The organism is Pseudomonas sp. LBUM1649, from assembly GCF_059716155.1.
Genome location: NZ_CP166807.1, coordinates 6,060,006 through 6,083,611, shown reverse-complemented (window position 1 = coordinate 6,083,611; position 23,606 = coordinate 6,060,006). Strand labels below are relative to the sequence as shown.

Sequence of the window (23,606 nt, the reverse complement as noted above, 5' to 3'; positions counted from 1 at the left end):
CAAATTGCCATAAGTAACTAGGTAGTACATTATTCCGCCCTTGTCACAAATGGGGAAAATTTCCGACATGAATAATTCTGGGGCTGCCGCCGGCAGCAAATGGCTGCTGACGGGGCTGGGTGTCCTGATTGCACTGATCGGGCTTGGCCTGGCCGGTGGCGGCGGCTATCTGATCGCGCTCGGCGGCAGCTGGTATTTCCTGCTGATGGGCCTGGCGATGCTGGTCTCGGGGCTGATGATCGCCCGGCGTAGACCGCTGGGGGCGTGGCTGTATGGTCTGGCGCTGCTCCTCACGGCCGTCTGGGCAGTGTGGGATGCCGGTTTCGAATATTGGCCACTGGTCTCGCGCGTGCTGACCTTTGCCGTCATCGGCCTGGTCGTCGCCTTGATTTATCCGACGCTGGTGCGTGCTTCGGGCGCAACCGCAGGGCGCGGCGCCTATGGCCTGGCCGGGCTGCTGGGTGTCGGCGTTGTCACCACGTTGGCTTACATGTTCGTACCGACCCCGGTGGTCAAGGCCACCACTGAGCCGGCCGTAACGCCGGTGGTACCGGGTACCGAACAGAAAGACTGGGCGCACTGGGGCAACACCACCGCCGGCAACCGCTTTGCCGCGCTGGACCAGATCAACAAAGGCAACATCGACAAGTTGCAAGTGGCCTGGACCTTCCGCACCGGCGATATCCCGCAAAGTACCGGCGCCGGTGCCGAAGACCAGAACACCCCGTTGCAGATCGGTGACACGGTCTACACCTGCACCGCGTACGGCAAGGTTTTCGCCCTGGACGCCGACACTGGCGCCCAGCGCTGGAAGTTCGACCCGCAAGGCACCGCGCCCAACTGGCAGCGCTGCCGTGGCCTGGGCTACTTCGATGCTGGCGCTGCACCCGTAGCCGAGCAGCCAGGCGCTTGTACGAAACGTCTGTTCCTGCCGACCGGCGATGCCCGCCTGATCGCCATCAATGCCGATACCGGCAAGCCGTGCGAAGAGTTCGGCAACCAGGGCACCGTCGACCTGACCACCGACATGGGTGAAGTGAAGCCCGGTTACTACCAGCAGACCTCGACGCCGCTGGTCGCAGGGGACGTGGTGATTGTCGGTGGCCGAGTCGCCGACAACTACTCCACCGGCGAGCCGCCAGGTGTGGTCCGCGCCTACGACGTGCGCAGTGGCGAGCTGGTGTGGGCGTGGGATCCGGGTAACCCGAACACCACCAAACGCCCACCGGCCGGCGAGACCTACACCCGAGGTACGCCGAACGTATGGTCGGCGATGTCCTACGACGCCAAGCTCGGTCTGGTCTACCTGCCAACCGGCAACGCGACACCGGACTTCTTCGGCGGTCAGCGTACTGCCATGGACGACAAGTGGAACTCGTCCATCGTTGCCATCGACGTGAAAACCGGCCAGGTACGCTGGCACTTCCAGACCACCCACAACGATCTGTGGGACTTCGACCTGCCCGCACAACCGCTGCTGTATGACGTGTCCGACGACAAGGGCGGCACCCAGCCTGCCTTGGCGCAGGTCACCAAGCAGGGCGAGATTTTCCTGCTCAACCGCGAAACCGGCGTGCCGATAGCGCGGGTCGAAGAGCGTCCGGTGCCGCAGGGCCATGTGCCTGGCGAACGCTACTCGCCGACCCAGCCGTTCTCGGTGGACATGCCGTCAATCGGCAACAAGACACTGACCGAATCCGACATGTGGGGCGCCACACCGTTCGACCAGTTGATGTGCCGCATCCAGTTCAAAGGCATGCGCCATGAGGGCGTCTACACCCCGCCGGGCATGGATCGCGCCCTGCAGTTCCCGGGCTCGCTGGGCGGGATGAACTGGGGCAGCGTCTCGGTCGACCCGAATACGAACTACATGTTCGTCAACGACATGCGCCTGGGCCTGGCCAACTACATGATTCCGCGCGACAAGATCGGCGCTGGGGCCAGTGGCATCGAAATGGGCGTGGTACCCCAGGAAGGCACGCCGTTCGGCGCCATGCGCGAGCGTTTCCTTTCTGCTGTCGGGATTCCGTGTCAGAAACCACCGTTTGGCACCATGTCCGCCATTGACCTTAAAACCCACAAACTGATGTGGCAGGTGCCGGTCGGTACCGTGCAGGACACTGGCCCGATGGGCATCCGCATGCACTTGCCGATCCCGATCGGCATGCCGACCCTCGGCGCCTCGCTCGCGACTCAGTCGGGCCTGCTGTTCTTCGCCGGCACCCAGGACTTCTACCTGCGCGCCTTCGATACCGGCAATGGCAACGAAATCTGGAAGGCGCGGTTGCCGGTGGGCAGCCAGTCCGGGCCGATGACCTATGTTTCACCGAAAACGGGCAAGCAGTACATCCTGCTCACCGTTGGCGGCGCACGCCAGTCGACGGACCGTGGCGATTATGTGATTGCCTACGCTTTGCCTAAATAAAGGCTGAGTCCCTTGTACGAAAAAGCCGCGCAATGTCGCGGCTTTTTCGTGGGCGATAATCGGGGAGAAAAAAGCAACGCCATTTCAGGACGTGTCTGACATACGTGGCGGGCCCACTTACCGATCATTGATTTTTTCCGTGGCGTCGTGTCGCGGAGAGGTCTGTGAAGGTGCCAAGGGGCGGATGAAAAGGCTCTCGTTCGATGTTGATCACGTGTACTGCATATCCCTGAATGAGCGCCATGACCGGCGGCAACTATTTCGCAGCACTGTCGCAACGCTCATTTCCAATCCGGTCGAGTTCTTCATTGCGCAACGCTGCAGCGACCCGATCCAAGGCTGTTACGAGTCGCATCAGGCACTGGCCAGAAAAGTCCTGGCCGAAGGTTGGCAACGGGTGTTGATCTTCGAGGACGATGCCAAGCCCTACAGGTTTCATCCGATACTGGTGTACTGGGTGAACCGGTTTATTCGCAGCCACAGGTTTCAAGCGCTGCACCTGGGGTACAGCATGGGTCGCACCTGGCTGACCTGGTTCCCGTTCATTGCCCGTGGCAACGTGGTGGCGCTGCACGCCTACATCATCTCCCGCGAAGGCTGCAGAGTACTGGCGCAAACGCCCTATGTCGGAGATCCGGTCGATGTCCTGTTCAAACGGCAGATCAAACAACATTGTGTGTTTCCCATGTTGTTTCGCCAGCACGCGGCGGCGGTGGCAGGCAGCGACATCGAGGCGCTCGCCATGAATGAAGACGAGTGGTGGGAGCGCAACTGGAAGAAACACAAACGCTCGGTGTGGAAAAACATCTGGCGAACGGTGGTTCGATTCAGGTTTTGATGATTGACCCTGGACCTGCATTGGGTCTGTGATGTATGACAATTCGTAAAGGAATGCTCTATTGAGGCCGTGGCGCGAGGGGACAGGTCATGACGAAGAAATTGCCTCCTGCTGTGCGGGAACATGCCTGGGAGATTGCCCATCACGAAATGGGCCACTACGTCGTGGCTCGTGCCTTGGGTTTTGCCACCGGCAGCGTGAGCCTGACAGTGACCATGGACTTACGCCATCAAGGCGGGGCGTCCATTAGCCTGGTGCGGGCGATTTCGTCGATCGAAGCCATGAAGCAACATCTGGAGGCCCGAATGATGGTCCTCCTGGCTGGCGCGATGGCGCAGACACTGCCTTCAAAATACTCAGCCGGGCAACGCGTCGACAAGTCGAAAGCGACGGCCATCCTTAAGGGCGAGCAGGGGGCGCAACAGGATTACGCAAAGATCAGGGAGCTGCAGCATCTGCTGCGCAATATCCTCTACCCCGACACCGATCCGGCTTCATCTGAGCGCATAACGGCTGAGCTTAAAACGCTGACGGATCGCGCGTGGCAGCGGACTCAAGACATCGTAGAAGAACTGTCCGGGATCATTGCCGAATTGGCGGCGGCCTTGGTAGATGGCATGGCTATCGTGGAGCAGTGGGGGCGAGCGTCGGATACGTATGAGGTTGTGTACACCGGGCCGATGCTGGAGCGGCTGCCGGCAGTGCAGGCCATTCCACCTATTAGAATTGGAGGCCCCGAATAGTCGGGGCGTGTTTTCGATAGATGAGCCACCACTAGCCCTTGGGGTTCGTCGCCGCTCGAACGGGACTTCGCGTCAGCACCTTCACCACATCATCAATCACCGCCTTGCTCATCGTTGTCAGGTAATGCGCAGCCCAGGCGTGGCGATCGGAGTCTTGTGCGTAGGCGGCATCCACGGTGAGGGACTTGGCGAGGAACAGCAGGTCGGAGGCTTGGGCCAACGCGTCGGCGATGGGGACGCCGCGGCAGACGTGGAACAGCGGTTGGTCTGAGAGAAACAGGAAGGGGGTGAAGCCGAGGGTTTTCAGTTCTGACGGTGAGGGCGAATCTGTTTTAGTCATGGTCTTACTCCTGGGTTCTGGGAGTCGCCAAATTCGTTTCCAAGCGAATGGGTGACGACTGTACGCAGGTTGGAAAACCGGGAACCTAGGAACCGGCACGCCCGAAGGCGTCCCACGCACAGCCGTCATAACTCAGGATCACAAAAATACATGCAATCGTGATGGGGACGCTGTTGCGGCTAGTGTTCGACGGGTTTCCAAGCCCGATCGCTGATGGGCAGCGACCCCCGGAGAGTATCCCGTCGAAGAAAAGCACAACAAGGCGGCAAAGTGCCCAAGCGCACGATTCGGATTTTGCCTACAAGATTTACGGACGTCATCCGATATTGCGACACCCTCATTAAATCAAAACTAGTGCGGCGAGCGATTTTCCAGGCCTGCGCATCCCTTTATTCCTTTGGTGGCGGCCGAACGCCTGTATGACGAGCACTTGGAAACATTCAAGAAAGAGGGCTATGGCAATGGCTAAAAAATTTACTGATTTGATAGCGCATCGCGCTCCTGAGTCTCAAGCGCGTATCGAGGTCTTGCATCAGAAGCTACGAGCAGAATTGTCGTGGCACGAGTTGCGCCAGGCTCAAGCATTGAGTCAGGACACTAACCTGGGCACTGCAAGTCAACCAGGCGGCGATCTGAGCGTCCATCAGCCATAGGGAAGGCCGGATCCATTGATGAAAAAATTTGCGTTTGTAAGTGCCGCCGCAACACGCGAGTACAAAGATCTGCCCGAGTGGGTTCAGGATGAATTCGGCAAAGATTTGATGCGTGTGCAGTACAGCGGGGATCCCGAGTTATCAATCAAGCAGCTGAGCTCTGTGGGCGCAGGGGCTACTGAGCTGATTATCAATGGAAGCCCAGCATATCGATGCGTCTACATTGCCAAGTATGCGGACACCGTTTTCATCCTGCATTCGTTCGTCAAAACGACGAATGGAACCGATCGCCACGCAATGGCTGTTGCGCAAGATCGATTGAAGGAGCTGAAGAGGGAGCTTCGAGAGCTTGGATACAACGTCTAGCGGGCCTGTGCCTGAGCAATGACGATTTGAGGTGATGCGCCGGTATCGTTGGAAGCCAAGGTAAAGGTGGTGCGAAAGCCCAGTTTATCCAGCATGTCCATCATAGCGTCGATGGTGAATTTCTCGATCTTGCCGTTGGCAAGTTCGGAAACGCGCGATTGAGTCACGCCTAACCTGGCTGCGGCCTCGCTCTGTTTGAGGCCCAGCTTTTTGATGCAGTCAGTGATGAAAATGGAAAGCTCCATTTTTAACGCCATCTTGCTGGCGGTTTCTTCATCGTGTGTGACGTGGAACGGGCTATCGAAAAATTGAAGTGCCATGAGCATTACCCCCTTTAGGGTGGTATCTAAAATTTACGATAAAACTTTAGCAGTTTGCTAACGACAGTTGCAAACAAAAATGCTCAACGGCAGATTGCAGAAGCGACATTAAAAACCATTCAGACACGAAAAAGCCGCGCATTGCGCGGCTTTCTTGTTTGGTGGGCCCACACGGACTTGAACCGTGGACCAAAGGATTATGAGTCCTCTGCTCTAACCAACTGAGCTATAGGCCCCAGTGGTCGCGGATTATAGCGATGGTTTCGCGGCTGTGCTATCCGAAAAATCTATTACTGCTGTACGAAGAAACGTCGCGGCGAATTCGTCGGGGGGCAGGGGCAGGCTGACGATGTAGCCCTGGATCTGCTCACAGCCTTCGGCGGCCAGGAATTGCTGCTGCGCCTGGGTTTCGACGCCCTCGGCGATGACCGTGAATTGCATGCTGCGGCCGAGCGCGATGATGGCGCGCACGATAGCGGCGTCGTGGGGGTCGTCCGGCAGGCCGCGGACGAAGGACTGGTCGATCTTGAGAATGTCCAGCGGCAGGCGCTTGAGGTAACTCAGTGAGGAGTACCCGGTCCCGAAGTCGTCGATCGCCAGTTGCACGCCCAGGTGCTTGAGTTGGTGCAGAACAGCAAGCGCTTCTTCGGCCTGGCTCATGATGAAGTTTTCGGTGATTTCCAGTTGCAGGTAACCGGGTTTGAGGCGGTTGTCCTTGAGCAGTTGCTCGATGCGCCCCAGCAGGTTCGGTTGGCGCAGCTGGGCACCGGCGAGGTTGACCGACAGCGGGCCGAGGCCTTCGTACATCTGGTTCCATTCAAACATCTGCCGGCAGGCTGTCTCGAGTACCCAGTCGCCGATCTGCAGGATCATGCCGTTTTCTTCGGCAAGCGAGATGAAGTGTTCGGGCGGTACGTCGCCGAAGGTCGGATGCCGCCAGCGAATCAGCGCTTCGGCCCCCACCAGGCGATAGTCGTCGAGGCTGATTTTGGGTTGGTAGCACAGGTGCAGCTCATTGCGCTCGAGGGCGCGTCGCAGTTCGTGCTCCAGCGCCACACGTTCGCTGGCTTGTGCGGTGAGGTCGCAGGTATAGCTTTCGACACGGTTGCGGCCTTTGGCCTTGGAGCGGTACATCGCCGCGTCGGCGTTTTTGATCAGCGTGGCGACGTCGCAGCCGTCCTTGGGATAGAGGCTGGTGCCAATGCTGGAGCTGATGAAAAACTCATGTTCGCCGGCCTGGAACGGCGCGGTGAAGCAATTGAGCAGTTTGGTGGCGATGTTGTCGGCGTCGCTGGCTTGCTGCAGGCCGGGGAGCAGGATGATGAACTCGTCGCCGCCCAGGCGCGCGACGGTGTCGATGTCTCGTAACTGCTCCTTGAGGCGCACGGCAATGCCCTTGAGCAAAAGATCGCCGACCGGGTGACCGAGGCTGTCGTTGATGTGCTTGAAACGGTCCAGATCCAGGAACAGCACTGCACCCTGACCGCCGTTTTCCTTCTGGTGACTGAGCGCGTTGAGCAGGCGGCTTTCGAACAGCGTGCGGTTTGGCAGGCCGGTCAACGGGTCGTGGTGAGCCTGGTAGTCGAGTTTGGCCTGGGCGTGTTTGAGGCTGGAGATGTCGGCGAACACGGCCACAAAGTGAGTGATGAAGTTGTCACGATTGCGCACGGCGCTGATGGTCAGCCAGCTCGGATAGAGCTCACCATTCTTGCGTCGGTTGGAAATCTCGCCTTGCCAATGACCTTCGTCGGTCAGTTGATGCCACATGGCGGCGTAGAAGGCACTGTCATGCAGGCCCGAGGCAAGCAGGCGCGGGGTATGGCCCAGTGCTTCGCTTTCGTTGTAGCCGGTGATTTCGGTAAACGCGCGGTTGACTGCACTGATGTGTTGCTGGGTATCGGTGATCAACACGCCTTCTGCGGTGCTCTCGAATACCGTGGCAGCCTGTTGCAGTTTTTCCTGCATCAAGTGGCGTTCGGTGATGTCCCGAGCGATGGTCAGCATGCAGTCGTCGTCACCGATCGGCAGTGGACGGCTGGAGACCTCGCAGAGGCGGATCTGCCCGTCGCTGCGGCGGATATGGCAGCTGAAATCGCGGACGAAACCGTCCCGGTGCAACAGGTCGAGCATTTGTTTGCGCTCGTTGAGGTTGACCCAGATCCCCAGGTCCAGGGCCGAGCGATCCACCGACATCGCGCTGTTGAAACCGGTAATGCGGCTGAACCCCTCGTTAACCTCCAACAGCAAGCCATCGCTCTGACGCGACAGCAGCAAGCCGTCGGGGGAGGCGTGGAAGGCCTTGGCGAACTTTTCTTCGGAGGTTTGCAGTTGTTGCTGGGTTTCCTTGAGCTGGGTGATGTCTCGCACCACGACCACCAGCGCCGGGGTCGTATCGAGGTCGAACGGCTCGGCAGAGATCAGGCCGGTGAACACCTGGCCATTGCTGCGGCGAAAGGGCATCTCCAGGTTGCGGATGCTGCCGGCTTGCAAGCGCTGTAGCAGCCCTGGCCCGACACCCGGGATGCCCCAGATGTTCAGGTTGGTCGCGGTCTGGCCGATGACGTCTTCGGCCCTGAGGCCGATCTGCTCTTCGAACGCCTCGTTGACCTCCAGCAGGCAGCCGTCGCTCAGGCGTGCGATCACCAGGATGTCCGGGCACTGCTGGAACACCGAGGCAAACTTCTGTTCAGACAGGCGCAGTGCTTCTTCGGTGCGCTTGGTTTCGCTGATGTCGATCATCAAGCCGCGCATCACCGGCTCATGACCGTGTTCGATCAGGCTGACGATGTCGCGGACCCACAAGCAACGCCCGTCAGCGGTGATGACCCGATAATCGAGACTGTGGTCTCGCCCAGCCAACACTTCGTGGTCGCAGAAGCTCTGCGCGCGGGTGAGATCGGCAGGGTGAATGATGTTGCGCCAGAAGCCCGGAATCAGCCAGTGGGACAGGGGGTAGCCGAGCAGGTCTTCGGCGTGGGGCGACACATAGCTGTAGGTGAAGTCGCTCATCCGCGCTTCCCAGGCGATGGCCGACAGGCTCTCCACCAGCCCGCGATAGTGGTATTCGCTACTGCGCAGTTCCTGCTCAAGGTCGACCCTGCGGGCGATTTCCGAGCTCAAGCGGCGGTTGACGCGGATCACGGCTGCCAGCACGGCGATCAGCAGCAGTAGCCCAGGCAAGCCGTAGATCAGCAGATCGGACCAGAACGTTCGATGATCGAGGACGTTGCCGACCCACTGCTCCTGGATCGAACTGATTTCAGCAGGCGACATGTCGGCCAGGGCTTTATCCAGAATGCCGACGAGTATTTTGTTGTCCCGTGGTACACCCATGGCCAACTGATAGCGGTAGGGAGTTTCGCCGCTGACGTACAGCCCGTCGAGTTTGAGCTGGCGCAAACTCCAGACGCTGGAGGCAAGATCGCCCACCACGGCGTCCACTTCATCGGTGGCCAGCGCCTGCAAGGCCGAGCTGACGTTGGGCATCGCCACCAGGTTCAAATCGGGATTGTGGGTGCGCAACAGTTCGTGAGGTGCGTAGTTTTCCACTACGGCGATTTTCAGCCCGTACAGGTCTTTGAGTTTGCGTGGTTGGGCGCCTCCGACGTGCGCCAGGATGACGATCGGGAAGTCCAGGTAGGGACGAGTGAATGACAGGTAGGCCTGGCGTTCCGGGGTTGACATGATGCCCGGCAAAAGGTCCAGCTTGCCTTGTTTGGCCTGGTCCAGTACGACCGACCAGCTCACGGGCTCGATGGGCGTGAGCTTGATGGCCAGTCGCTGGCGAATACGGTCGATATAGTCTGCCGCAAGGCCCTGGTAACGCCCCTGGTCGTCGCGAAACTCAAAGGGCGGCCATGACGCATCGACACCCAGGCGCAGGTCCGGGTGGGCCGCAAGCCAGCTACGTTCTTCGTCGGTTAGAGTCAGCGCGCCAGCCGTTGCGGTCCAGGTTATCAGCGACAGCAAAAAAAACACGGTCGGCAGTCTGGGCATAACGGTCTCGTTATGGCTCTGGGAATGTTTCGAGTGTAGACGGGCAAATCGGCGGGTGGGGCGGAACGGGGGATTTAATCTGCATAAAACAAAACCCCCGGCCTGGGCCGGGGGTTTTGGTGTCACTCGTCGAGGAAGGAGCGCAGGTGCTCGCTTCTCGTCGGATGGCGCAGCTTGCGCAGCGCCTTGGCTTCGATCTGACGAATCCGTTCACGGGTCACGTCGAACTGCTTACCAACCTCCTCGAGGGTGTGGTCGGTATTCATGTCGATACCGAAGCGCATGCGCAGTACCTTGGCTTCACGGGCAGTGAGGCCGGACAGCACTTCGCGGGTCGCTTCCTTAAGGCTCTCAACGGTCGCGACATCGATTGGCGACTGCATGGTCGAGTCTTCGATGAAGTCGCCCAGATGGGAGTCTTCGTCATCACCGATCGGGGTTTCCATGGAGATCGGCTCTTTAGCGATCTTCAATACCTTGCGGATCTTGTCCTCAGGCATTTCCATGCGTTCGCCCAGCTCTTCCGGGGTCGGTTCGCGACCCATTTCCTGCAACATTTGACGGGAAATGCGGTTGAGCTTGTTGATCGTCTCGATCATGTGCACCGGAATACGGATGGTGCGGGCCTGGTCGGCGATCGAGCGGGTGATCGCCTGACGGATCCACCAGGTGGCATAAGTCGAGAATTTGTAGCCGCGGCGGTATTCGAACTTGTCTACCGCTTTCATCAGACCGATGTTGCCTTCCTGGATCAGGTCGAGGAATTGCAGGCCACGGTTGGTGTACTTCTTGGCGATGGAGATCACCAGACGCAAGTTCGCTTCGACCATCTCTTTCTTCGCGCGGCGGGCCTTGGCCTCACCGATCGACATGCGACGGTTGATGTCCTTGATCTCGGCGATCGTCAAACCGGTTTCGGTTTCCAGCGCGGTCAGCTTCTGCTGGCAACGAATGATGTCCGGCTGCAGGCGACCAATGGCTTCAGCGTATTTGCTTTTGCCTTTGGCCAGTGCATCGCTCCAGCTTTCGTCGACTTCATTGCCCGGGAACTGGCGCAGGAAGTCGGCACGCGGCATGCGGGCATCACGGACGCAGAGCTGCATGATTGCACGCTCTTGCTGACGCAGACGATCCAGAGCACTGCGCACACGCTCGACCAGGCCTTCGAATTGCTTCGGAACCAGTTTGATCGGCATGAACAGGTCGGCCAGGGCCAACAGTTCGGCAATCGCCAGCTTGTTGTGGCGACCGTGCTTTTTCAGCGCCTTGCGGGTGATTTCCATCTGATCGGCGACGGCACCAAAACGCTGGGCGGCGATGACCGGATCCGGACCGCTTTCGGCTTCTTCTTCGTCATCGGAAGATTCGGCGTCATCGTCGTCGGAATCGTCCTCCGCTTTCGCGGCCTTGGCGTCGATCGGCGGCGGCACTTCCGCTGCAGGCGGCGCAATACCGTCGTCCGGGTCGATATAACCGCTCAGGACGTCGGACAGGCGGCCACCTTCGGTGGTGACGCGAGTGTATTCGGAGAGAATATGATCAACCGTGCCAGGGAAGTGCGCGATTGCGCTCATCACTTCACGGATGCCCTCTTCAATACGCTTGGCGATTTCGATTTCGCCTTCACGTGTGAGGAGCTCGACCGTACCCATTTCGCGCATGTACATGCGCACCGGGTCGGTAGTGCGACCAATGTCGGTCTCGACCGCTGCCAACGCAGCAGCTGCCTCTTCGGCCGCGGCTTCGTCGGTATCGGCGTCGGCCAGCATAAGGGAATCCTTATCTGGCGCAACCTCGAATACGTTGATCCCCATGTCGTTGATCATGCGGATGATGTCTTCCACCTGTTCCGGATCTGAAATATCCTCCGGCAGGTGGTCGTTGACCTCCGCGTAAGTCAGGTAGCCCTGCTCACGACCAAGTGTGATCAACTCTTTGATACGAGACTGCTGTTGCGCTTTTCCGGACATAACACCCTATCCACTGAAGGTCTTGGCGGGCAAAAAACAAGCCGAGGATTATACCTGAGCTATGACCTCACGCGCCAGTTGAGGTCGGGTTTGGTACAGCCATATTGCGTTTTAATAGGTCGCGCATCTGATTTGCGATCTGATTTGCTTCCTCGGCAGTCAATCCTGGCTGCTTTGCTTTTCTGATGAGTTCTTCCAGGCTATCGGTGTGTTGACCCGCTGATAACCTAGTAATGGTGTCTAAAAACTGTTGTTCAAGGTTGTCGCCGTCAATCAGCCATTCCTTTTCTGCCAGGGCCTTGAGCAAGCGGCCTTGCTCGGTCCCGTGCCAGCGGGCCATTAGCTGAATAGAGTTTAGCTTAGGATTTTTTTGCACAGCCTCGATGAGGGCTACCAGCAGTTGCCCATATGTGCTGCTCTCATTGGCGAAGTGATTGGCGGTTTCTACCTTGCCAGCCAGTTGCGGATGATGAATGAGCGTGCGCAGCGCAATCAGTGTAGGAGCTTCGACGGCAATCGGTTTGCGCGGGGCGTTCTGTTGATCACGATCACCGCCGCGTTTGCCGTTCTTGTCCCAAGGCTTCTTGTCCCATTTCTTGCCGCCGGCGCCGGGTTTTTTCGGCGTCCATTCCTGCTGTGGCGCATACATTTCTTGCGCTTGCGGCTGATGATAGTCGCTGTAATCGGGCATCGCGTCGTAATCGATGCCGGGATCGTAGGCCGGTGGCGCTTCTTGCGGGGCGCTCTGCACCAGCTGACTGACGGCTTCCCCGCTCAGGCCGGTGATTTCACTCAGGCGCTGACGCATCAGGATGCGCAGGTTGGCGCCCGGGACCTTGTCGATCAACGGTGCTGCCAAGGTGACCATGTGGGCCTTGCCTTCGAGTGAGCGCGGGTCAGATTCTTCGGTCAGCTGCTGAAAGAAATAATCGGCCAGCGGCTGGGCATGCTGGTTGATGCGTGCACGGAAGGCGTCGGTGCCTTCGGAGCGGACCAGGGTGTCCGGGTCCTCGCCTTCGGGCAGGAACAGGAATCGGGCACGACGACCATCCTGCAGGCTCGACAGCGTGGCTTCCAGGGCTCGCCAGGCGGCGTTGCGGCCGGCCTGGTCGCCGTCGAAGCAGAACAGCACGCTGGGTACGACGCGAAACAGCCGTTTCATGTGCTCTTCGCTGGTGGCGGTGCCCAGGGTTGCGACGGCATTGCGCAAGCCTTGCTGGGCGAGGGCGATGACGTCCATGTAGCCCTCGACGACGATGATTTCGTCGAGGTTGCGGTTGTTCTTGCGCGCTTCGTACAGGCCGTAGAGTTCCTGGCCTTTATGAAAGACCGGGGTTTCCGGTGAGTTGAGGTACTTGGGCTTGTCGTCGCCCAGCACCCTGCCACCAAATGCGATGATGCGCCCGCGACTATCGCGGATCGGGAACATCACGCGATCACGAAAACGGTCGTAGCGTTTGCCGGTTTCGGCGTTCTCGATCAGCAGGCCGGCATCGATCATGGCTTTTTGTTGCAGGGTGTCGCTGCTCAAGTGCTTGAACAGGTTGTCCCAGCCAGGTGGTGCAAAGCCGAGGCCGAAGTCCCGGGCGATTTCACCGGTCAGCCCGCGACCTTTCAGGTAGTCCACGGCGGCTTTGCGCGCCGGATGGCTTTTCAGGGCCTGACGATAGAAATCGGCGGCGGCTGTGAGCAGTGGGTACAGCGGCGAATCGGTTGGCTGGCGCGGCTTGTGCGGGCGCCCGCTTTCTTCGCGGGGGATTTCCATCCCGGCGGCTTTGGCCAGTTCCTCGACAGCCTGGGGGAAGTCCAGGTTGTCGTGGTCCATGATGAAGCCCAGGGCGTTGCCGCCAGCGCCGCAGCCGAAGCAGTAATAGAACTGCTTGTCGGGGCTCACGCTGAAAGAGGGGGTTTTCTCTTTGTGGAACGGGCAGCAGGCCGTGTGGTTCTTGCCGGCCTTTTTCAGTTGCAGGCGCGAGCTGACCACGTCGACGATGTCGGTGCGGTTCAGAAGGTCGTCAATGAAGCTCTGGGGAATTAGCCCGGCCATGGCGTTCTCGTCATCTGCGCTGAAAAGGAACCGAAGTGAAGGCTAGCTGAGCGCGGGTCATTGCTTTAGGCGCGCAAAATGTGCGGCTCGACCGGTATCGCCTGCATGATCGCTGTCGGGAAGTGTATCTGCCGAAAATCCACTGACGTTAATGCCATCAGTATTCGACTATTTGAAAATGTTGCGCTGAATCCGGCTGCGACCAGTCAATGGTCTCGGATAGCTCGTTATTCGGCACGCAAACAGGTGCCTTGGGCTGATCGTCGTGAGAGGAATCAGTGGGTGTGCTCGTCAGTAGCCTTGAAAGGCTCGTCAGAAAAGACGTGCACCGCTGGCAAAAGAGCCAGGTCTGACGCAGTGAAGCAGATTTGTCTCGGTCGCGTCTGCGGCTTCGACGGTGAAGCATCAAGCGTTTTACGCAAATGCCATTAGCCCGGCTTGGAGCCGGGCTTGGCAGAAGCTTGCTACGATCGTCTGTGTATTAGTACAGACGAACGGCGCGGCGCTGTTCGCGCTGAACTTTCTTGGCGTGACGCTTAACAGCGGCTGCTGCTTTGCGCTTACGCTCAGAAGTTGGCTTCTCGTAAAATTCGCGGCTACGAACTTCAGCCAGTACACCGGCTTTTTCGCAGGAGCGCTTGAAACGACGCAGAGCTACGTCGAAGGGTTCGTTCTCTTTTACTTTGACGGCTGGCATCCAGAGCTACCTTCATTCATTACCGGGGTCAACATCCTCGCGGCAAAAGAGCACTTGAAGACGTCGGTTTTTAAGGGTTGCGGATGTTAACCCCTCATCGCACGGAATGCAAAGCCTCTGATCGAAAACCGCTGGTCGGGGCATCACGCGACGACTATTATGCGCGCCTTCGAATTCAGCCTAAACAAGGCGCAAACCCATGCTAGTACTGGGATTAGAAACCTCTTGCGACGAAACCGGTGTCGCACTTTACGACAGTGAGCGCGGCCTGCTGGCCGACGCGCTGTTCAGTCAGATCGACCTGCACCGTGCGTATGGTGGCGTAGTGCCGGAGCTGGCCTCGCGTGACCACGTCAAGCGCATGCTGCCCTTGATTCGTCAGGTGTTGGCCGAAGCCGGCTGCGTGCCGACCGAGATCGACGCCATCGCTTATACCGCGGGCCCTGGCCTGGTCGGTGCGTTGCTGGTCGGTGCTTCCTGTGCTCAGGCACTGGCCTTTGCCTGGGGCATTCCGGCGCTGGGCGTGCACCACATGGAAGGTCACTTGCTGGCGCCGATGCTGGAGTCGCAACCACCGGAATTTCCGTTCGTCGCTTTGTTGGTGTCAGGCGGCCATACGCAGTTGGTTCAGGTCGACGGAATCGGCCAGTACACGCTTTTAGGTGAGACCCTGGACGATGCCGCGGGCGAAGCCTTCGACAAGACCGCGAAGATGATGGGGCTCAATTATCCGGGCGGGCCGGAAATCGCTCGTCTGGCAGAACAGGGCGCTGCAGGACGTTTCGTCTTCCCGCGTCCGATGTGTGACCGTCCTGGTCTGGACTTCAGCTTCAGCGGCTTGAAAACCTTCGCCCTGAACACCTGGCAGCAGTGTGTGAGCGCCGGGGACGACGGTGAGCAAGCCCGTTGCGACATCTCGCTGGCGTTCCAGCAGGCCGTGGTGGAAACTTTGACCATCAAGTGCAAGCGCGCCCTGAAAGCGGCTGGCATGAAGCGTCTGGTGATCGCTGGAGGCGTCAGTGCCAACAAGGCGTTGCGCGCTTCCCTGGAAAAAATGCTCGGCGACATGAAGGGCGATGTTTTTTACGCTCGTCCGCAATTCTGCACCGATAATGGCGCCATGATTGCGTTTGCCGGCTGCCAGCGCCTGCAGGCCGGTCAGCAGGAAAGTCTGGCGATCAGTGTGCAGGCGCGGTGGCCGATGGAGCAGTTGTCGCCCCTGTGATGAAGGGCGCTCACGGCTGGCCGCTAAAAATGCCGTTCGCGCCCGGCAAACAGGTCGCGTAGATTGCCCCGGTGGCGCCAGACGATCATGCCGGTCAGGGCGCACATGGGCAGCAGTGCCGCCGGTTCTTGCCAGGCCAGCAGTGGCAGGGTCAAGGGCGTGGCGATCAAGGCGGCCAGCGAGCTGGTACGGGTCAGGTAGAACGTCAGCAGCCAGGCGCAGACCGCCATCAAGGCCGCAGGCGGGTATAGCCCCAGCAGCATGCCGGCAGCGGTGGCGACACCCTTGCCACCGCGAAAGCGGAAGTACAGCGGGAACAGGTGACCGATGACGGCGCAAACGCCGATCCAGGCCTGGTCCTGCAGTGACAAGCCAGCGAGGCCGGCGACCAATACGGGCAGCAGGCCTTTGCAGAGGTCGCCGAGCAGGGTAAGGATGGCGAGTTTCTTGCCGGCCAGGCGCAACATGTTGGTGGCGCCAGCATTACCTGAGCCACTCATTCGCGGATCGGGGTTACCGGTCAGGCGGCTGAGCAAGATGGCGAAGGACAGAGAGCCGAGCAGGTAGGCGAGGATCGCCAGTAACCAAAACATGCTAACTATTCCGGGCGAGGACGCCCTGATTCTAACGGCGCATTGCGCCCTTGTCGTGTAGCGGAGAAAAGTGCTTGGACAGAGTGTTTATCGAGGGCCTGGAAGTCGACACCGTGATCGGTGCCTATGACTGGGAGCGAGGCATCCGACAGTGCTTGCGGCTTGATCTGAGTTTCGCTTGGGACAATCGTCCGGCCGCCGCTGGCGATGACCTGACCCTGGCGCTTGATTACGCGAGCGTTTCGTCGCGCATCCAGGCCTTTGCCGAGCAGGCACAGTTCCAGCTGGTCGAGACCTTTGCCGAGCGCCTGGTCGAAGTGCTGATGAGCGAATTCAAGATCACCTGGATACGCCTCAAACTGACCAAGCCAGGTGCGGTTCCTGCCGCTACAGGTGGCGTGGGCGTGGAGATCGAGCGCGGATGTCGCTGACTCAGGTGTATCTCGGGCTCGGCAGCAACATCGAGCGCGAAACCCATTTGCAGGCTGGCCTGGAAGCCCTGGCGGGTTTTCTGGTGGATATACGTTGCTCGGCGGTCTTCGAAAGCCAGCCAGTGGGGATCAAGAGTGGGCCGTTCTTCAACTTCGTGGTGTCGGCTTATACCGACTTGCCGCTGATGGAACTGGATCGCCGGCTGAAGTTCATCGAAGCGGACAATGGGCGTTACGCACCCGATCGCCGAGGTTTGCCCCTGGATATCGACGTTTTGCTGTTCGGTGACCTGGTGGGCAACTTCGATGGCCTGGTACTGCCGAGGGCGGAAATTCTTAAAAATGCCTTTGTGTTGTGGCCGTTGTCGCTGATTGCGCCGGACAGGGTGCATCCAGGTGTAGGCAAAAGCTTCGCGACCTTGTGGGCTGAAGCGCAGATTGATCAAGTGTTGGCGCCGGTGGCTTTCGAGTGGCGCGGTGAGCAAATGACACCTTCAGATTTGTTGTGACAGTTATGGCGCTATCGCGGGCAAGCCCGCTCCCACAGGTACGATGCAATTCCTGTGGGTGCGGGCTTGCCCGCGATGGCGTCAGTCAGGTCGACGCAGTCTCTTTGTAAGCCTTCAAAGCCTTGAGCCGCTCACGCTTGATCGCCTCACCCAGCTCGGGCCCCTTGAATCCCTTCTCCAACAACGGCTGAACCGCCACGCCGCGCGCCGCGTTAGCCGCCCCACGCAAATAATCCGCCTGTGGATAACTTCTCTGCTCCAGCCCCTTGCGCCCACGTGCATCCATTTCGCACGCGGCAATAAACTCTTCAAAACGTTGCGGTCTACGGTAAACGTCAAAGCGCTGCAGTAGCTCGAGCAAGGTCGAAGGCTTCAGCTCCAGTGCCCGATGGCCGTGGGTGTGATATTCGCCCACCAGCAACGCCAGCTCCTGGCAATCCTTCGGCGCCTTGAAGCGTTCGTTGACCGCTTTGATCAGTTTTAATCCCTTGGACTCGTGAGCGATGTGGCGCGGCCATTGCTCCTCTGGCGTCAGCCCTTTACCCAGGTCATGCAGCAGGCAGGCCCAGCGCACGGTCAGCGGTTGTTGGTGTTGTGCCGCTTGCTGCAGCACGCTCAGGGTGTGGGCGCCGGTGTCGATTTCCGGGTGGTGAGTCGTGGGCTGCGGGACACCGAACAGCGCGTCGACTTCCGGCATCAGCACTTTTAGCGCGCCGCAGGCACGCAACACCTCGACAAACACCTGTGGCTGATTTTCCATGAGGGCGCGGGATATTTCTTTCCAGCTGCGCTCCGCCGTCAGCGCTTGGAGTTCGCCTGACTCACTGAGCTGGCGCATCAGTTCGAGGGTTTCGGGGGCGACGGTAAAGCCGAGTTCAGCATAGCGCGCCGCAAAGCGGGCAACGCGCAGAACCCTGAGGGGATCTTCGGCAAACGCCGGGGAAACGTGGCGGAGTACACGGGACTCGAGATCGCGCTGGCCGTGGTAGGGATCGGTCAGGTTCTGCTGATCGTCTTCGGCCATCGCGTTGATCGTCAGGTCGCGGCGAATCAGGTCTTCTTCGAGGGTCACATCGGGGCTGGCGTGGAACGTGAACCCGCCGTAACCGCGTCCGCTTTTGCGTTCGGTGCGGGCGAGGGCATATTCCTCGCCGGTTTTCGGATGAAGAAAAACCGGAAAATCAGCACCTACCGGCCGAAAACCCTTGGCGAGCATTTCTTCCGTGGTCGCGCCGACCACGACTCGGTCGATATCGGTGACAGCTATGCCGAGCAGGCGATCGCGCACGGCACCGCCAACTTTATAAATCTGCATGAAAAACCTCCGTTAGCTCGACAGGATAACCGTTACGTCGAGCGTTCGGAGGCACAAACAGGATCACAAATGGATGACAGCCAGGTCCAGCCGGCCGTAATCGCCTTCGCTGTGTTCCCCTCTGGGTGGCACATGGTGGGTTTTCATGACCTGGTCACCCTGCAGGGTTTCCAGGTGAATATCGAAGCCCCAGAGACGATGCAGGTGCTTGAGCACTTCCTCGGTGGACTCTCCCAGGGGTTTACGGTCGTGCTGTTGGTGGCGCAGGGTCAGGGAGCGGTCGCCGCGTCTGTCGATGCTGTAGATCTGCACGTTGGGTTCGCGATTGCCCAGGTTGTACTGTGCCGCCAGGGTTTCACGGATGATGCGATAACCGCCCTCGTCGTGAATGGCCGGTACCAGCAGATCGTCCTTCTGGTCGTCATCGAGAATGCTGAACAGCTTCAGGTCGCGGATCACTTTGGGTGAAAGGTACTGCAGGATGAAACTCTCATCCTTGAAGCTGCTCATGGCGAACTTGATGGCTGCCAGCCAGTCGGTGCCGGCAATGTCCGGGAACCAGCGGTAATCCTCTTCAGTAGGTTCTTCACACATGCGACGGATGTCGCGGTACATGGCAAAGCCCAGGGCGTAGGGGTTGATGCCGCTGTAGTAGGGGCTGTCGAAGCCAGGCTGGAAGACCACGCTGGTGTGGGATGTCAGGAACTCCATCATGAAACCGTCGGTAACCAGGCCTTCGTCGTACAGGTCGTTCATCAGGGTGTAGTGCCAGAATGTGGCCCAGCCTTCGTTCATGACCTGGGTCTGGCGCTGTGGATAAAAATACTGGGCGATCTTGCGTACGATCCGCACGATTTCCCGCTGCCAAGGCTCCAGCAGCGGCGCATGTTTTTCGATGAAGTACAGGATGTTTTCCTGCGGTTCGGCGGGGAAGCGCGCGTTGTCCTTGTCGCTGTACTTGTCCGCGCCTTTGGGTATGGTGCGCCACAGATCGTTGATCTGCTTCTGCAGATGTTCTTCCCGGTCCTTTTGCCGGCGCCGTTCTTCCTCCGCGGAAATAGGGTAGGGGCGTTTGTATCGGTCGACCCCGTAGTTCATCAATGCGTGGCAGGAGTCGAGCAAATCCTCGACCGCATCGATGCCATGGCGCTCTTCGCATTGCATGATGTACTGCTTGGCAAACACCAGGTAATCGATGATCGAGCTGGCATCGGTCCAGGTGCGGAACAGATAGTTGCCCTTGAAAAAGCTGTTGTGTCCGTAGCACGCGTGCGCCACCACCAGCGCCTGCATGCAGATGGTGTTTTCCTCCATGAGGTAGGCGATGCACGGGTCGGAGTTGATCACGATTTCATAGGCCAGTCCCATCTGACCGCGTGAATAGGACTTTTCGGTACTGAGAAAGTGTTTGCCATAGGACCAGTGGTGATAACCCAGCGGCATGCCGACGGAGGCATAGGCGTCCATCATCTGTTCAGCGGTGATCACTTCGATCTGGTTAGGGTACGTATCGAGCGCGTAGCGAGCTGCAATACGACTGATTTCACGGTCGTACGCCTGGATCAGCTCGAACGTCCACTCCGATCCGGTGGATATGGGTTGGCGCTTCAGCTCTTTGGCGGTCATGTCACTAACCTGCGCTGGAAGAGTTCACGGAAGACCGGATAGATATCCCCGGCCGAGACCAGTTGTTGCTGGGCAAAAGTGTCGGAAAAGGCTTCGGCGATACGCTCGTACTCGAACCACAAGGCCTGATGTTCCCGTGGGGTGATCTCAACGTAAGTGTAGTACTGCACGAATGGCATGATCTGGTTGATCAGGATGTCGCGGCAAATCGGCGAATCGTCGTTCCAGTTGTCGCCGTCGGAGGCCTGGGCGGCGTAGATGTTCCATTCGTTGGCCGGATAGCGCTCGGCCATGATCTCTTGCATCAACTTCAAGGCGCTGGACACGATGGTGCCGCCAGTTTCGCGGGAGTAGAAGAACTCTTCCTCGTCCACTTCGCGGGCACTGGTGTGGTGACGGATGAACACCACGTCGATCTTGTCGTAGTTACGCTTGAGAAACAGGTACAGCAGGATGAAGAAGCGCTTGGCGATGTCCTTGGTCGCCTGGGTCATGGAACCGGAAACGTCCATGAGGCAGAACATCACCGCCTTCGAGCTGGGGTTGGGTTGTTTGATCAGCAAGTTGTATTTGAGGTCGAACGTGTCGAGAAACGGTACGCGATGAATGCGCGCGCTGAGTTTTTCGATTTCTGCCTCAAGATCCTGAATATCGCCGAAGTTGTCCGGTTCTTCCAGCTTGAGTCGCAGAAGTTCATCCTTGGCTTCGCGCAGTTTCGCCCGGCTGCTGCCCGAGAGGGCGATTCGCCGTGCATGGGCTGAGCGTAGGGTACGGATGATGTTGATCCGCGACGGGTTGCCCTCGTTGCTGATCCCCGCACGCACAGTCTTGAAGGTGTCGGTGCCGGTCAGGTTGCGCTTGACCAGGTTCGGCAGCTCAAGGTCTTCGAACATGAATTCGAGGAATTCTTCCTGGGTGATCTGGAAGACGAATTCGTCCATCCCTTCGCCCGAGTTACCGGCCTTGCCAGGCCCTCTGCCGCCGCCACCCCCAGGTGGGCGGGCAATATGTTCGCCGCTGGTGAATTCCTTGTTGCCCGGATGCACGACGGTCTGTTTGCCACCGCGACCGTGGTGAAGCACCGGTTCGTCGATGTCGCGCCCCGGGATGCTGATTTGCTCGCCGTGTTCCATATCGGTTATGGAGCGCCGGCTGACCGCCTCTTCGACAGCCTTTTTGATGTGGTCACGATAACGCCGCAGAAACCGCTGGCGGTTCACCGTGCTTTTGTTCTTGCCATTGAGACGTCGGTCGATCACATAGCTCATAGGCCCTCCGGGGAGCTTCGAGTCATAAGCTTCAAGCTGCAAGACAGAAGCTTGAGAAACAAGCGGCGCGCGACATATGGCCACAATTACGCAAACAACGCGTTCGCGGTGGTGCAGTGTCGCTTGCCGCTTGCAGCTCCCTTACTGGGACTTTCTGACCCTCAAGTACCACTCGGACAGCAGTCGTACCTGTTTGTCGGTGTAACCGCGTTCGACCATTCGTGTGACGAAGTCGTTGTGTTTCTGCTGGTCCTCTTTGCTGGCCTTGGCGTTGAAGCTGATGACTGGCAGCAAGTCTTCGGTGTTGGAGAACATTTTCTTCTCGATGACCACCCGCAGTTTTTCGTAGCTGAGCCAGGTCGGGTTCTTGCCGTTGTTGTTGGCACGGGCGCGCAGCACGAAGTTGACGATCTCGTTGCGGAAATCCTTCGGATTGCTGATGCCGGCCGGTTTTTCGATTTTCTCCAGTTCTTCGTTCAGTGCTACGCGGTTGAGAATCTCGCCGGTTTCCGGGTCGCGGTACTCCTGATCCTGAATCCAGAAATCCGCGTACAGCACGTAACGATCGAAGATGTTCTGGCCATACTCGCTGTAGGACTCGAGGTAGGCGGTCTGGATCTCCTTGCCGATGAATTCGATGTACCGCGGTGCCAGGTACTCCTTGAGGAAGCGCAGGTAGCGTTCGCGGGTTTCAGCCTGGAACTGTTCCTGCTCGATCTGTTGCTCCAGTACGTAGAGCAGGTGCACCGGGTTGGCGGCGATTTCGTGGGGATCGAAGTTGAAGACTTTGGACAGGATCTTGAACGCGAAGCGGGTCGACAGACCGTTCATGCCTTCGTCAACACCGGCGTTGTCGCGATACTCCTGGATCGACTTGGCCTTCGGATCGGTGTCCTTGAGATTTTCGCCGTCATACACCCGCATCTTGGAGTAGATGTTGGAGTTTTCCGGCTCCTTCAGGCGTGAAAGCACAGTGAACTGGGCGAGCATTTTCAAGGTGTCGGGCGCGCAATGGGCTTTGGCCAGCGAGCTATTGAACAGCAACTTGTCGTAGATCTTCACTTCGTCGCTGACCCGCAGGCAATACGGCACCTTGACGATGTAGATCCGGTCGATGAACGCTTCGTTGTTCTTGTTGTTGCGGAAGGTGTGCCATTCAGATTCGTTGGAGTGGGCCAGCAGGATCCCGGTAAACGGAATAGCCCCGAGGCCTTCGGTACTGTTGTAGTTGCCTTCCTGGGTGGCGGTCAGCAGGGGGTGCAGTACCTTGATGGGCGCCTTGAACATTTCGACGAATTCCATCAGGCCCTGGTTGGCCCGGCACAGTGCGCCCGAATAGCTGTAGGCATCGGCGTCGTTCTGTGGGAATTCTTCCAGTTTGCGGATATCGACCTTGCCCACCAGTGCCGAGATGTCCTGGTTGTTTTCATCTCCAGGTTCGGTTTTGGCCACGGCGATCTGGTTGAGGATCGACGGATAGAGTTTGACCACGCGGAACTGGCTGATGTCGCCGCCGAATTCGGCCAGGCGCTTGGTGGCCCATGGCGACATGATGGTATTGAGGTAGCGCCGCGGGATGCCGAAGTCTTCCTCGAGGATCGCGCCATCTTCAGTGGCGTTGAACAGACCCAGGGGCGATTCGAATACCGGCGAGCCCTTGATCGCGTAGAAGGGCACTCTTTCCATCAGTTGTTTGAGTTTTTCGGCCAGGGACGACTTACCGCCGCCGACGGGGCCGAGCAGATAAAGGATCTGTTTCTTCTCTTCCAGGCCTTGGGCGGCATGTCGGAAATACGACACGATCTGGTCGATGCATTCTTCCATCCCGTGGAAGTCTTCAAAGGCCGGGTAGCGACGGATCACCTTGTTGGAGAAGATTCGCGACAGCCTCGAGTTGGTCGAGGTGTCGAGCAGCTCCGGTTCACCGATGGCCAGCAACAGACGCTCGGCGGCGGAAACGTAGGCGCTACGGTCCTTTTTGCACAACTCCAGATACTCTTGCAGAGAGAGTTCTTCCTGGCGTGTGGACTCGAAGCGTTGTTGGAAGTGGCTAAAGATACTCATGACGTCACCTCGCTCGATACGTGGAGCCGACGCCGGATCATTCAGTCGATGCTGGCAGCAACCGAACAGGCAGTCGCTGTTTACCCCCCAGAACTCTTTCGAAGCTGACTACCCCGAAAGCTACTCCCGATGACCCGTGCGCCGGTGTACCGGCTCTCCCCTGTTTTGGATGGCCTGCGC

The 23,606-nt window shown here is 58.8% G+C and carries 18 protein-coding genes and 1 tRNA gene; 7 read left to right on the top strand and 12 right to left on the bottom strand.

Annotated elements, in window-relative coordinates; all coding sequences use genetic code 11:
• Positions 1 to 67 precede the first annotated feature (67 nt).
• The 3 genes from ACA058_RS28260 (at position 68) to ACA058_RS28250 (ending at position 4,006) form a co-directional block, all read left to right on the top strand.
• Positions 68 to 2,425, top strand: coding sequence for a glucose/quinate/shikimate family membrane-bound PQQ-dependent dehydrogenase (locus ACA058_RS28260; protein WP_497636839.1), 2,358 nt, complete (start codon positions 68 to 70; stop codon positions 2,423 to 2,425).
• A 184-nt stretch (positions 2,426 to 2,609) separates the two neighbouring features.
• Positions 2,610 to 3,263 (top strand): glycosyltransferase family 25 protein, encoded by a 654-nt coding sequence (locus ACA058_RS28255; protein ID WP_497636838.1) that lies wholly within the window; start codon positions 2,610 to 2,612, stop codon positions 3,261 to 3,263.
• An 89-nt stretch (positions 3,264 to 3,352) separates the two neighbouring features.
• Positions 3,353 to 4,006 carry a zinc metalloprotease gene (locus tag ACA058_RS28250; protein ID WP_497636837.1) on the top strand — a complete coding sequence of 218 codons (654 nt, stop codon included), beginning with the start codon at positions 3,353 to 3,355 and terminating at the stop codon, positions 4,004 to 4,006.
• Positions 4,007 to 4,037: 31 nt separating this feature from the next.
• On the opposite strand, the gene ACA058_RS28245 is transcribed toward ACA058_RS28250, so the two are convergent.
• Entirely contained in the window at positions 4,038 to 4,346 is a 309-nt protein-coding gene (locus ACA058_RS28245) for a DUF3077 domain-containing protein (protein WP_497636836.1), read from the bottom strand.
• 671 nt (positions 4,347 to 5,017) lie between these two features.
• Between ACA058_RS28245 and ACA058_RS28240 the strand changes: the two genes are divergently transcribed.
• A complete protein-coding gene (locus ACA058_RS28240) occupies positions 5,018 to 5,365 on the top strand; it encodes a type II toxin-antitoxin system RelE/ParE family toxin (protein ID WP_497636835.1) in 348 nt (115 codons plus the stop codon).
• Here ACA058_RS28240 and ACA058_RS28235 read toward each other — a convergent pair.
• From ACA058_RS28235 to rpsU, 6 genes are all read right to left on the bottom strand, one after another.
• A complete protein-coding gene (locus tag ACA058_RS28235; RefSeq protein ID WP_497636834.1) occupies positions 5,362 to 5,685 on the bottom strand; it encodes a helix-turn-helix domain-containing protein in 324 nt (107 codons plus the stop codon). The two genes, ACA058_RS28240 and ACA058_RS28235, sit on opposite strands and share 4 nt — an antisense overlap.
• Before the next feature lie 159 nt (positions 5,686 to 5,844).
• A tRNA-Ile gene (locus tag ACA058_RS28230) sits at positions 5,845 to 5,921 on the bottom strand.
• Between the two features lie 13 nt (positions 5,922 to 5,934).
• Positions 5,935 to 9,681, bottom strand: a complete 3,747-nt coding sequence (locus ACA058_RS28225) for a bifunctional diguanylate cyclase/phosphodiesterase (protein WP_497636833.1) — start codon at positions 9,679 to 9,681, stop codon at positions 5,935 to 5,937.
• Between the two features lie 122 nt (positions 9,682 to 9,803).
• Positions 9,804 to 11,651 carry an RNA polymerase sigma factor RpoD gene (rpoD, locus tag ACA058_RS28220; protein WP_497636832.1) on the bottom strand — a complete coding sequence of 616 codons (1,848 nt, stop codon included), beginning with the start codon at positions 11,649 to 11,651 and terminating at the stop codon, positions 9,804 to 9,806.
• A gap of 67 nt (positions 11,652 to 11,718) precedes the next feature.
• A complete protein-coding gene (gene dnaG, locus ACA058_RS28215) occupies positions 11,719 to 13,698 on the bottom strand; it encodes a DNA primase (RefSeq protein WP_497636831.1) in 1,980 nt (659 codons plus the stop codon).
• A gap of 481 nt (positions 13,699 to 14,179) precedes the next feature.
• On the bottom strand, positions 14,180 to 14,395 hold the full coding sequence (gene rpsU / locus ACA058_RS28210; RefSeq protein WP_002551877.1) for a 30S ribosomal protein S21: 216 nt from the start codon (positions 14,393 to 14,395) through the stop codon (positions 14,180 to 14,182).
• A 199-nt stretch (positions 14,396 to 14,594) separates the two neighbouring features.
• Here rpsU and tsaD point away from each other — a divergent pair, with 199 nt between their 5' ends.
• Positions 14,595 to 15,620, top strand: coding sequence for a tRNA (adenosine(37)-N6)-threonylcarbamoyltransferase complex transferase subunit TsaD (tsaD, locus tag ACA058_RS28205; RefSeq protein ID WP_497636830.1), 1,026 nt, complete (start codon positions 14,595 to 14,597; stop codon positions 15,618 to 15,620).
• Positions 15,621 to 15,643: 23 nt separating this feature from the next.
• On the opposite strand, the gene plsY is transcribed toward tsaD, so the two are convergent.
• Positions 15,644 to 16,213, bottom strand: a complete 570-nt coding sequence (gene plsY, locus ACA058_RS28200) for a glycerol-3-phosphate 1-O-acyltransferase PlsY (protein WP_497636829.1) — start codon at positions 16,211 to 16,213, stop codon at positions 15,644 to 15,646.
• A gap of 74 nt (positions 16,214 to 16,287) precedes the next feature.
• Between plsY and folB the strand changes: the two genes are divergently transcribed.
• On the top strand, positions 16,288 to 16,644 hold the full coding sequence (gene folB / locus ACA058_RS28195) for a dihydroneopterin aldolase (RefSeq protein WP_497636828.1): 357 nt from the start codon (positions 16,288 to 16,290) through the stop codon (positions 16,642 to 16,644).
• Entirely contained in the window at positions 16,635 to 17,153 is a 519-nt protein-coding gene (gene folK / locus ACA058_RS28190) for a 2-amino-4-hydroxy-6-hydroxymethyldihydropteridine diphosphokinase (protein WP_497636827.1), read from the top strand. Before folB ends, folK begins: the two co-directional genes overlap by 10 nt.
• An 85-nt stretch (positions 17,154 to 17,238) precedes the next feature.
• Here folK and ACA058_RS28185 read toward each other — a convergent pair whose 3' ends face one another.
• The 4 genes from ACA058_RS28185 to ACA058_RS28170 all read right to left on the bottom strand — a co-directional run bounded on the left by ACA058_RS28185 (position 17,239) and on the right by ACA058_RS28170 (position 23,426).
• Positions 17,239 to 18,468 carry a multifunctional CCA addition/repair protein gene (locus tag ACA058_RS28185; RefSeq protein ID WP_497636826.1) on the bottom strand — a complete coding sequence of 410 codons (1,230 nt, stop codon included), beginning with the start codon at positions 18,466 to 18,468 and terminating at the stop codon, positions 17,239 to 17,241.
• A gap of 63 nt (positions 18,469 to 18,531) precedes the next feature.
• Positions 18,532 to 20,094, bottom strand: coding sequence for a SpoVR family protein (locus tag ACA058_RS28180; protein ID WP_497636825.1), 1,563 nt, complete (start codon positions 20,092 to 20,094; stop codon positions 18,532 to 18,534).
• Entirely contained in the window at positions 20,091 to 21,362 is a 1,272-nt protein-coding gene (locus tag ACA058_RS28175; protein ID WP_497636824.1) for a YeaH/YhbH family protein, read from the bottom strand. Before ACA058_RS28175 ends, ACA058_RS28180 begins: the two co-directional genes overlap by 4 nt.
• 141 nt (positions 21,363 to 21,503) lie before the next feature.
• The gene (locus tag ACA058_RS28170; RefSeq protein ID WP_008061555.1) at positions 21,504 to 23,426 is read right to left on the bottom strand and encodes a PrkA family serine protein kinase; all 1,923 of its coding nucleotides are present in this window, start codon (positions 23,424 to 23,426) and stop codon (positions 21,504 to 21,506) included.
• Between the last annotated feature and the right edge of the window lie 180 nt (positions 23,427 to 23,606).

What these genes read in the sequence shown, in the direction of transcription:
- folK (WP_497636827.1), top strand. Translation starts at nt 16,635, where the DNA reads ATGTCGCTGACTCAGGTGTATCTCGGGCTCGGCAGCAACATCGAGCGC.
- plsY (WP_497636829.1), bottom strand. Translation starts at nt 16,213, where the DNA reads ATGTTTTGGTTACTGGCGATCCTCGCCTACCTGCTCGGCTCTCTGTCC.
- ACA058_RS28180 (WP_497636825.1), bottom strand. Translation starts at nt 20,094, where the DNA reads ATGACCGCCAAAGAGCTGAAGCGCCAACCCATATCCACCGGATCGGAG.
- ACA058_RS28185 (WP_497636826.1), bottom strand. Translation starts at nt 18,468, where the DNA reads ATGCAGATTTATAAAGTTGGCGGTGCCGTGCGCGATCGCCTGCTCGGC.
- tsaD (WP_497636830.1), top strand. Translation starts at nt 14,595, where the DNA reads ATGCTAGTACTGGGATTAGAAACCTCTTGCGACGAAACCGGTGTCGCA.
- ACA058_RS28170 (WP_008061555.1), bottom strand. Translation starts at nt 23,426, where the DNA reads ATGAGTATCTTTAGCCACTTCCAACAACGCTTCGAGTCCACACGCCAG.
- ACA058_RS28175 (WP_497636824.1), bottom strand. Translation starts at nt 21,362, where the DNA reads ATGAGCTATGTGATCGACCGACGTCTCAATGGCAAGAACAAAAGCACG.
- ACA058_RS28260 (WP_497636839.1), top strand. Translation starts at nt 68, where the DNA reads ATGAATAATTCTGGGGCTGCCGCCGGCAGCAAATGGCTGCTGACGGGG.
- rpsU (WP_002551877.1), bottom strand. Translation starts at nt 14,395, where the DNA reads ATGCCAGCCGTCAAAGTAAAAGAGAACGAACCCTTCGACGTAGCTCTG.
- ACA058_RS28255 (WP_497636838.1), top strand. Translation starts at nt 2,610, where the DNA reads ATGAAAAGGCTCTCGTTCGATGTTGATCACGTGTACTGCATATCCCTG.
- ACA058_RS28225 (WP_497636833.1), bottom strand. Translation starts at nt 9,681, where the DNA reads ATGCCCAGACTGCCGACCGTGTTTTTTTTGCTGTCGCTGATAACCTGG.
- ACA058_RS28235 (WP_497636834.1), bottom strand. Translation starts at nt 5,685, where the DNA reads ATGGCACTTCAATTTTTCGATAGCCCGTTCCACGTCACACACGATGAA.
- rpoD (WP_497636832.1), bottom strand. Translation starts at nt 11,651, where the DNA reads ATGTCCGGAAAAGCGCAACAGCAGTCTCGTATCAAAGAGTTGATCACA.
- dnaG (WP_497636831.1), bottom strand. Translation starts at nt 13,698, where the DNA reads ATGGCCGGGCTAATTCCCCAGAGCTTCATTGACGACCTTCTGAACCGC.
- ACA058_RS28240 (WP_497636835.1), top strand. Translation starts at nt 5,018, where the DNA reads ATGAAAAAATTTGCGTTTGTAAGTGCCGCCGCAACACGCGAGTACAAA.
- ACA058_RS28245 (WP_497636836.1), bottom strand. Translation starts at nt 4,346, where the DNA reads ATGACTAAAACAGATTCGCCCTCACCGTCAGAACTGAAAACCCTCGGC.
- ACA058_RS28250 (WP_497636837.1), top strand. Translation starts at nt 3,353, where the DNA reads ATGACGAAGAAATTGCCTCCTGCTGTGCGGGAACATGCCTGGGAGATT.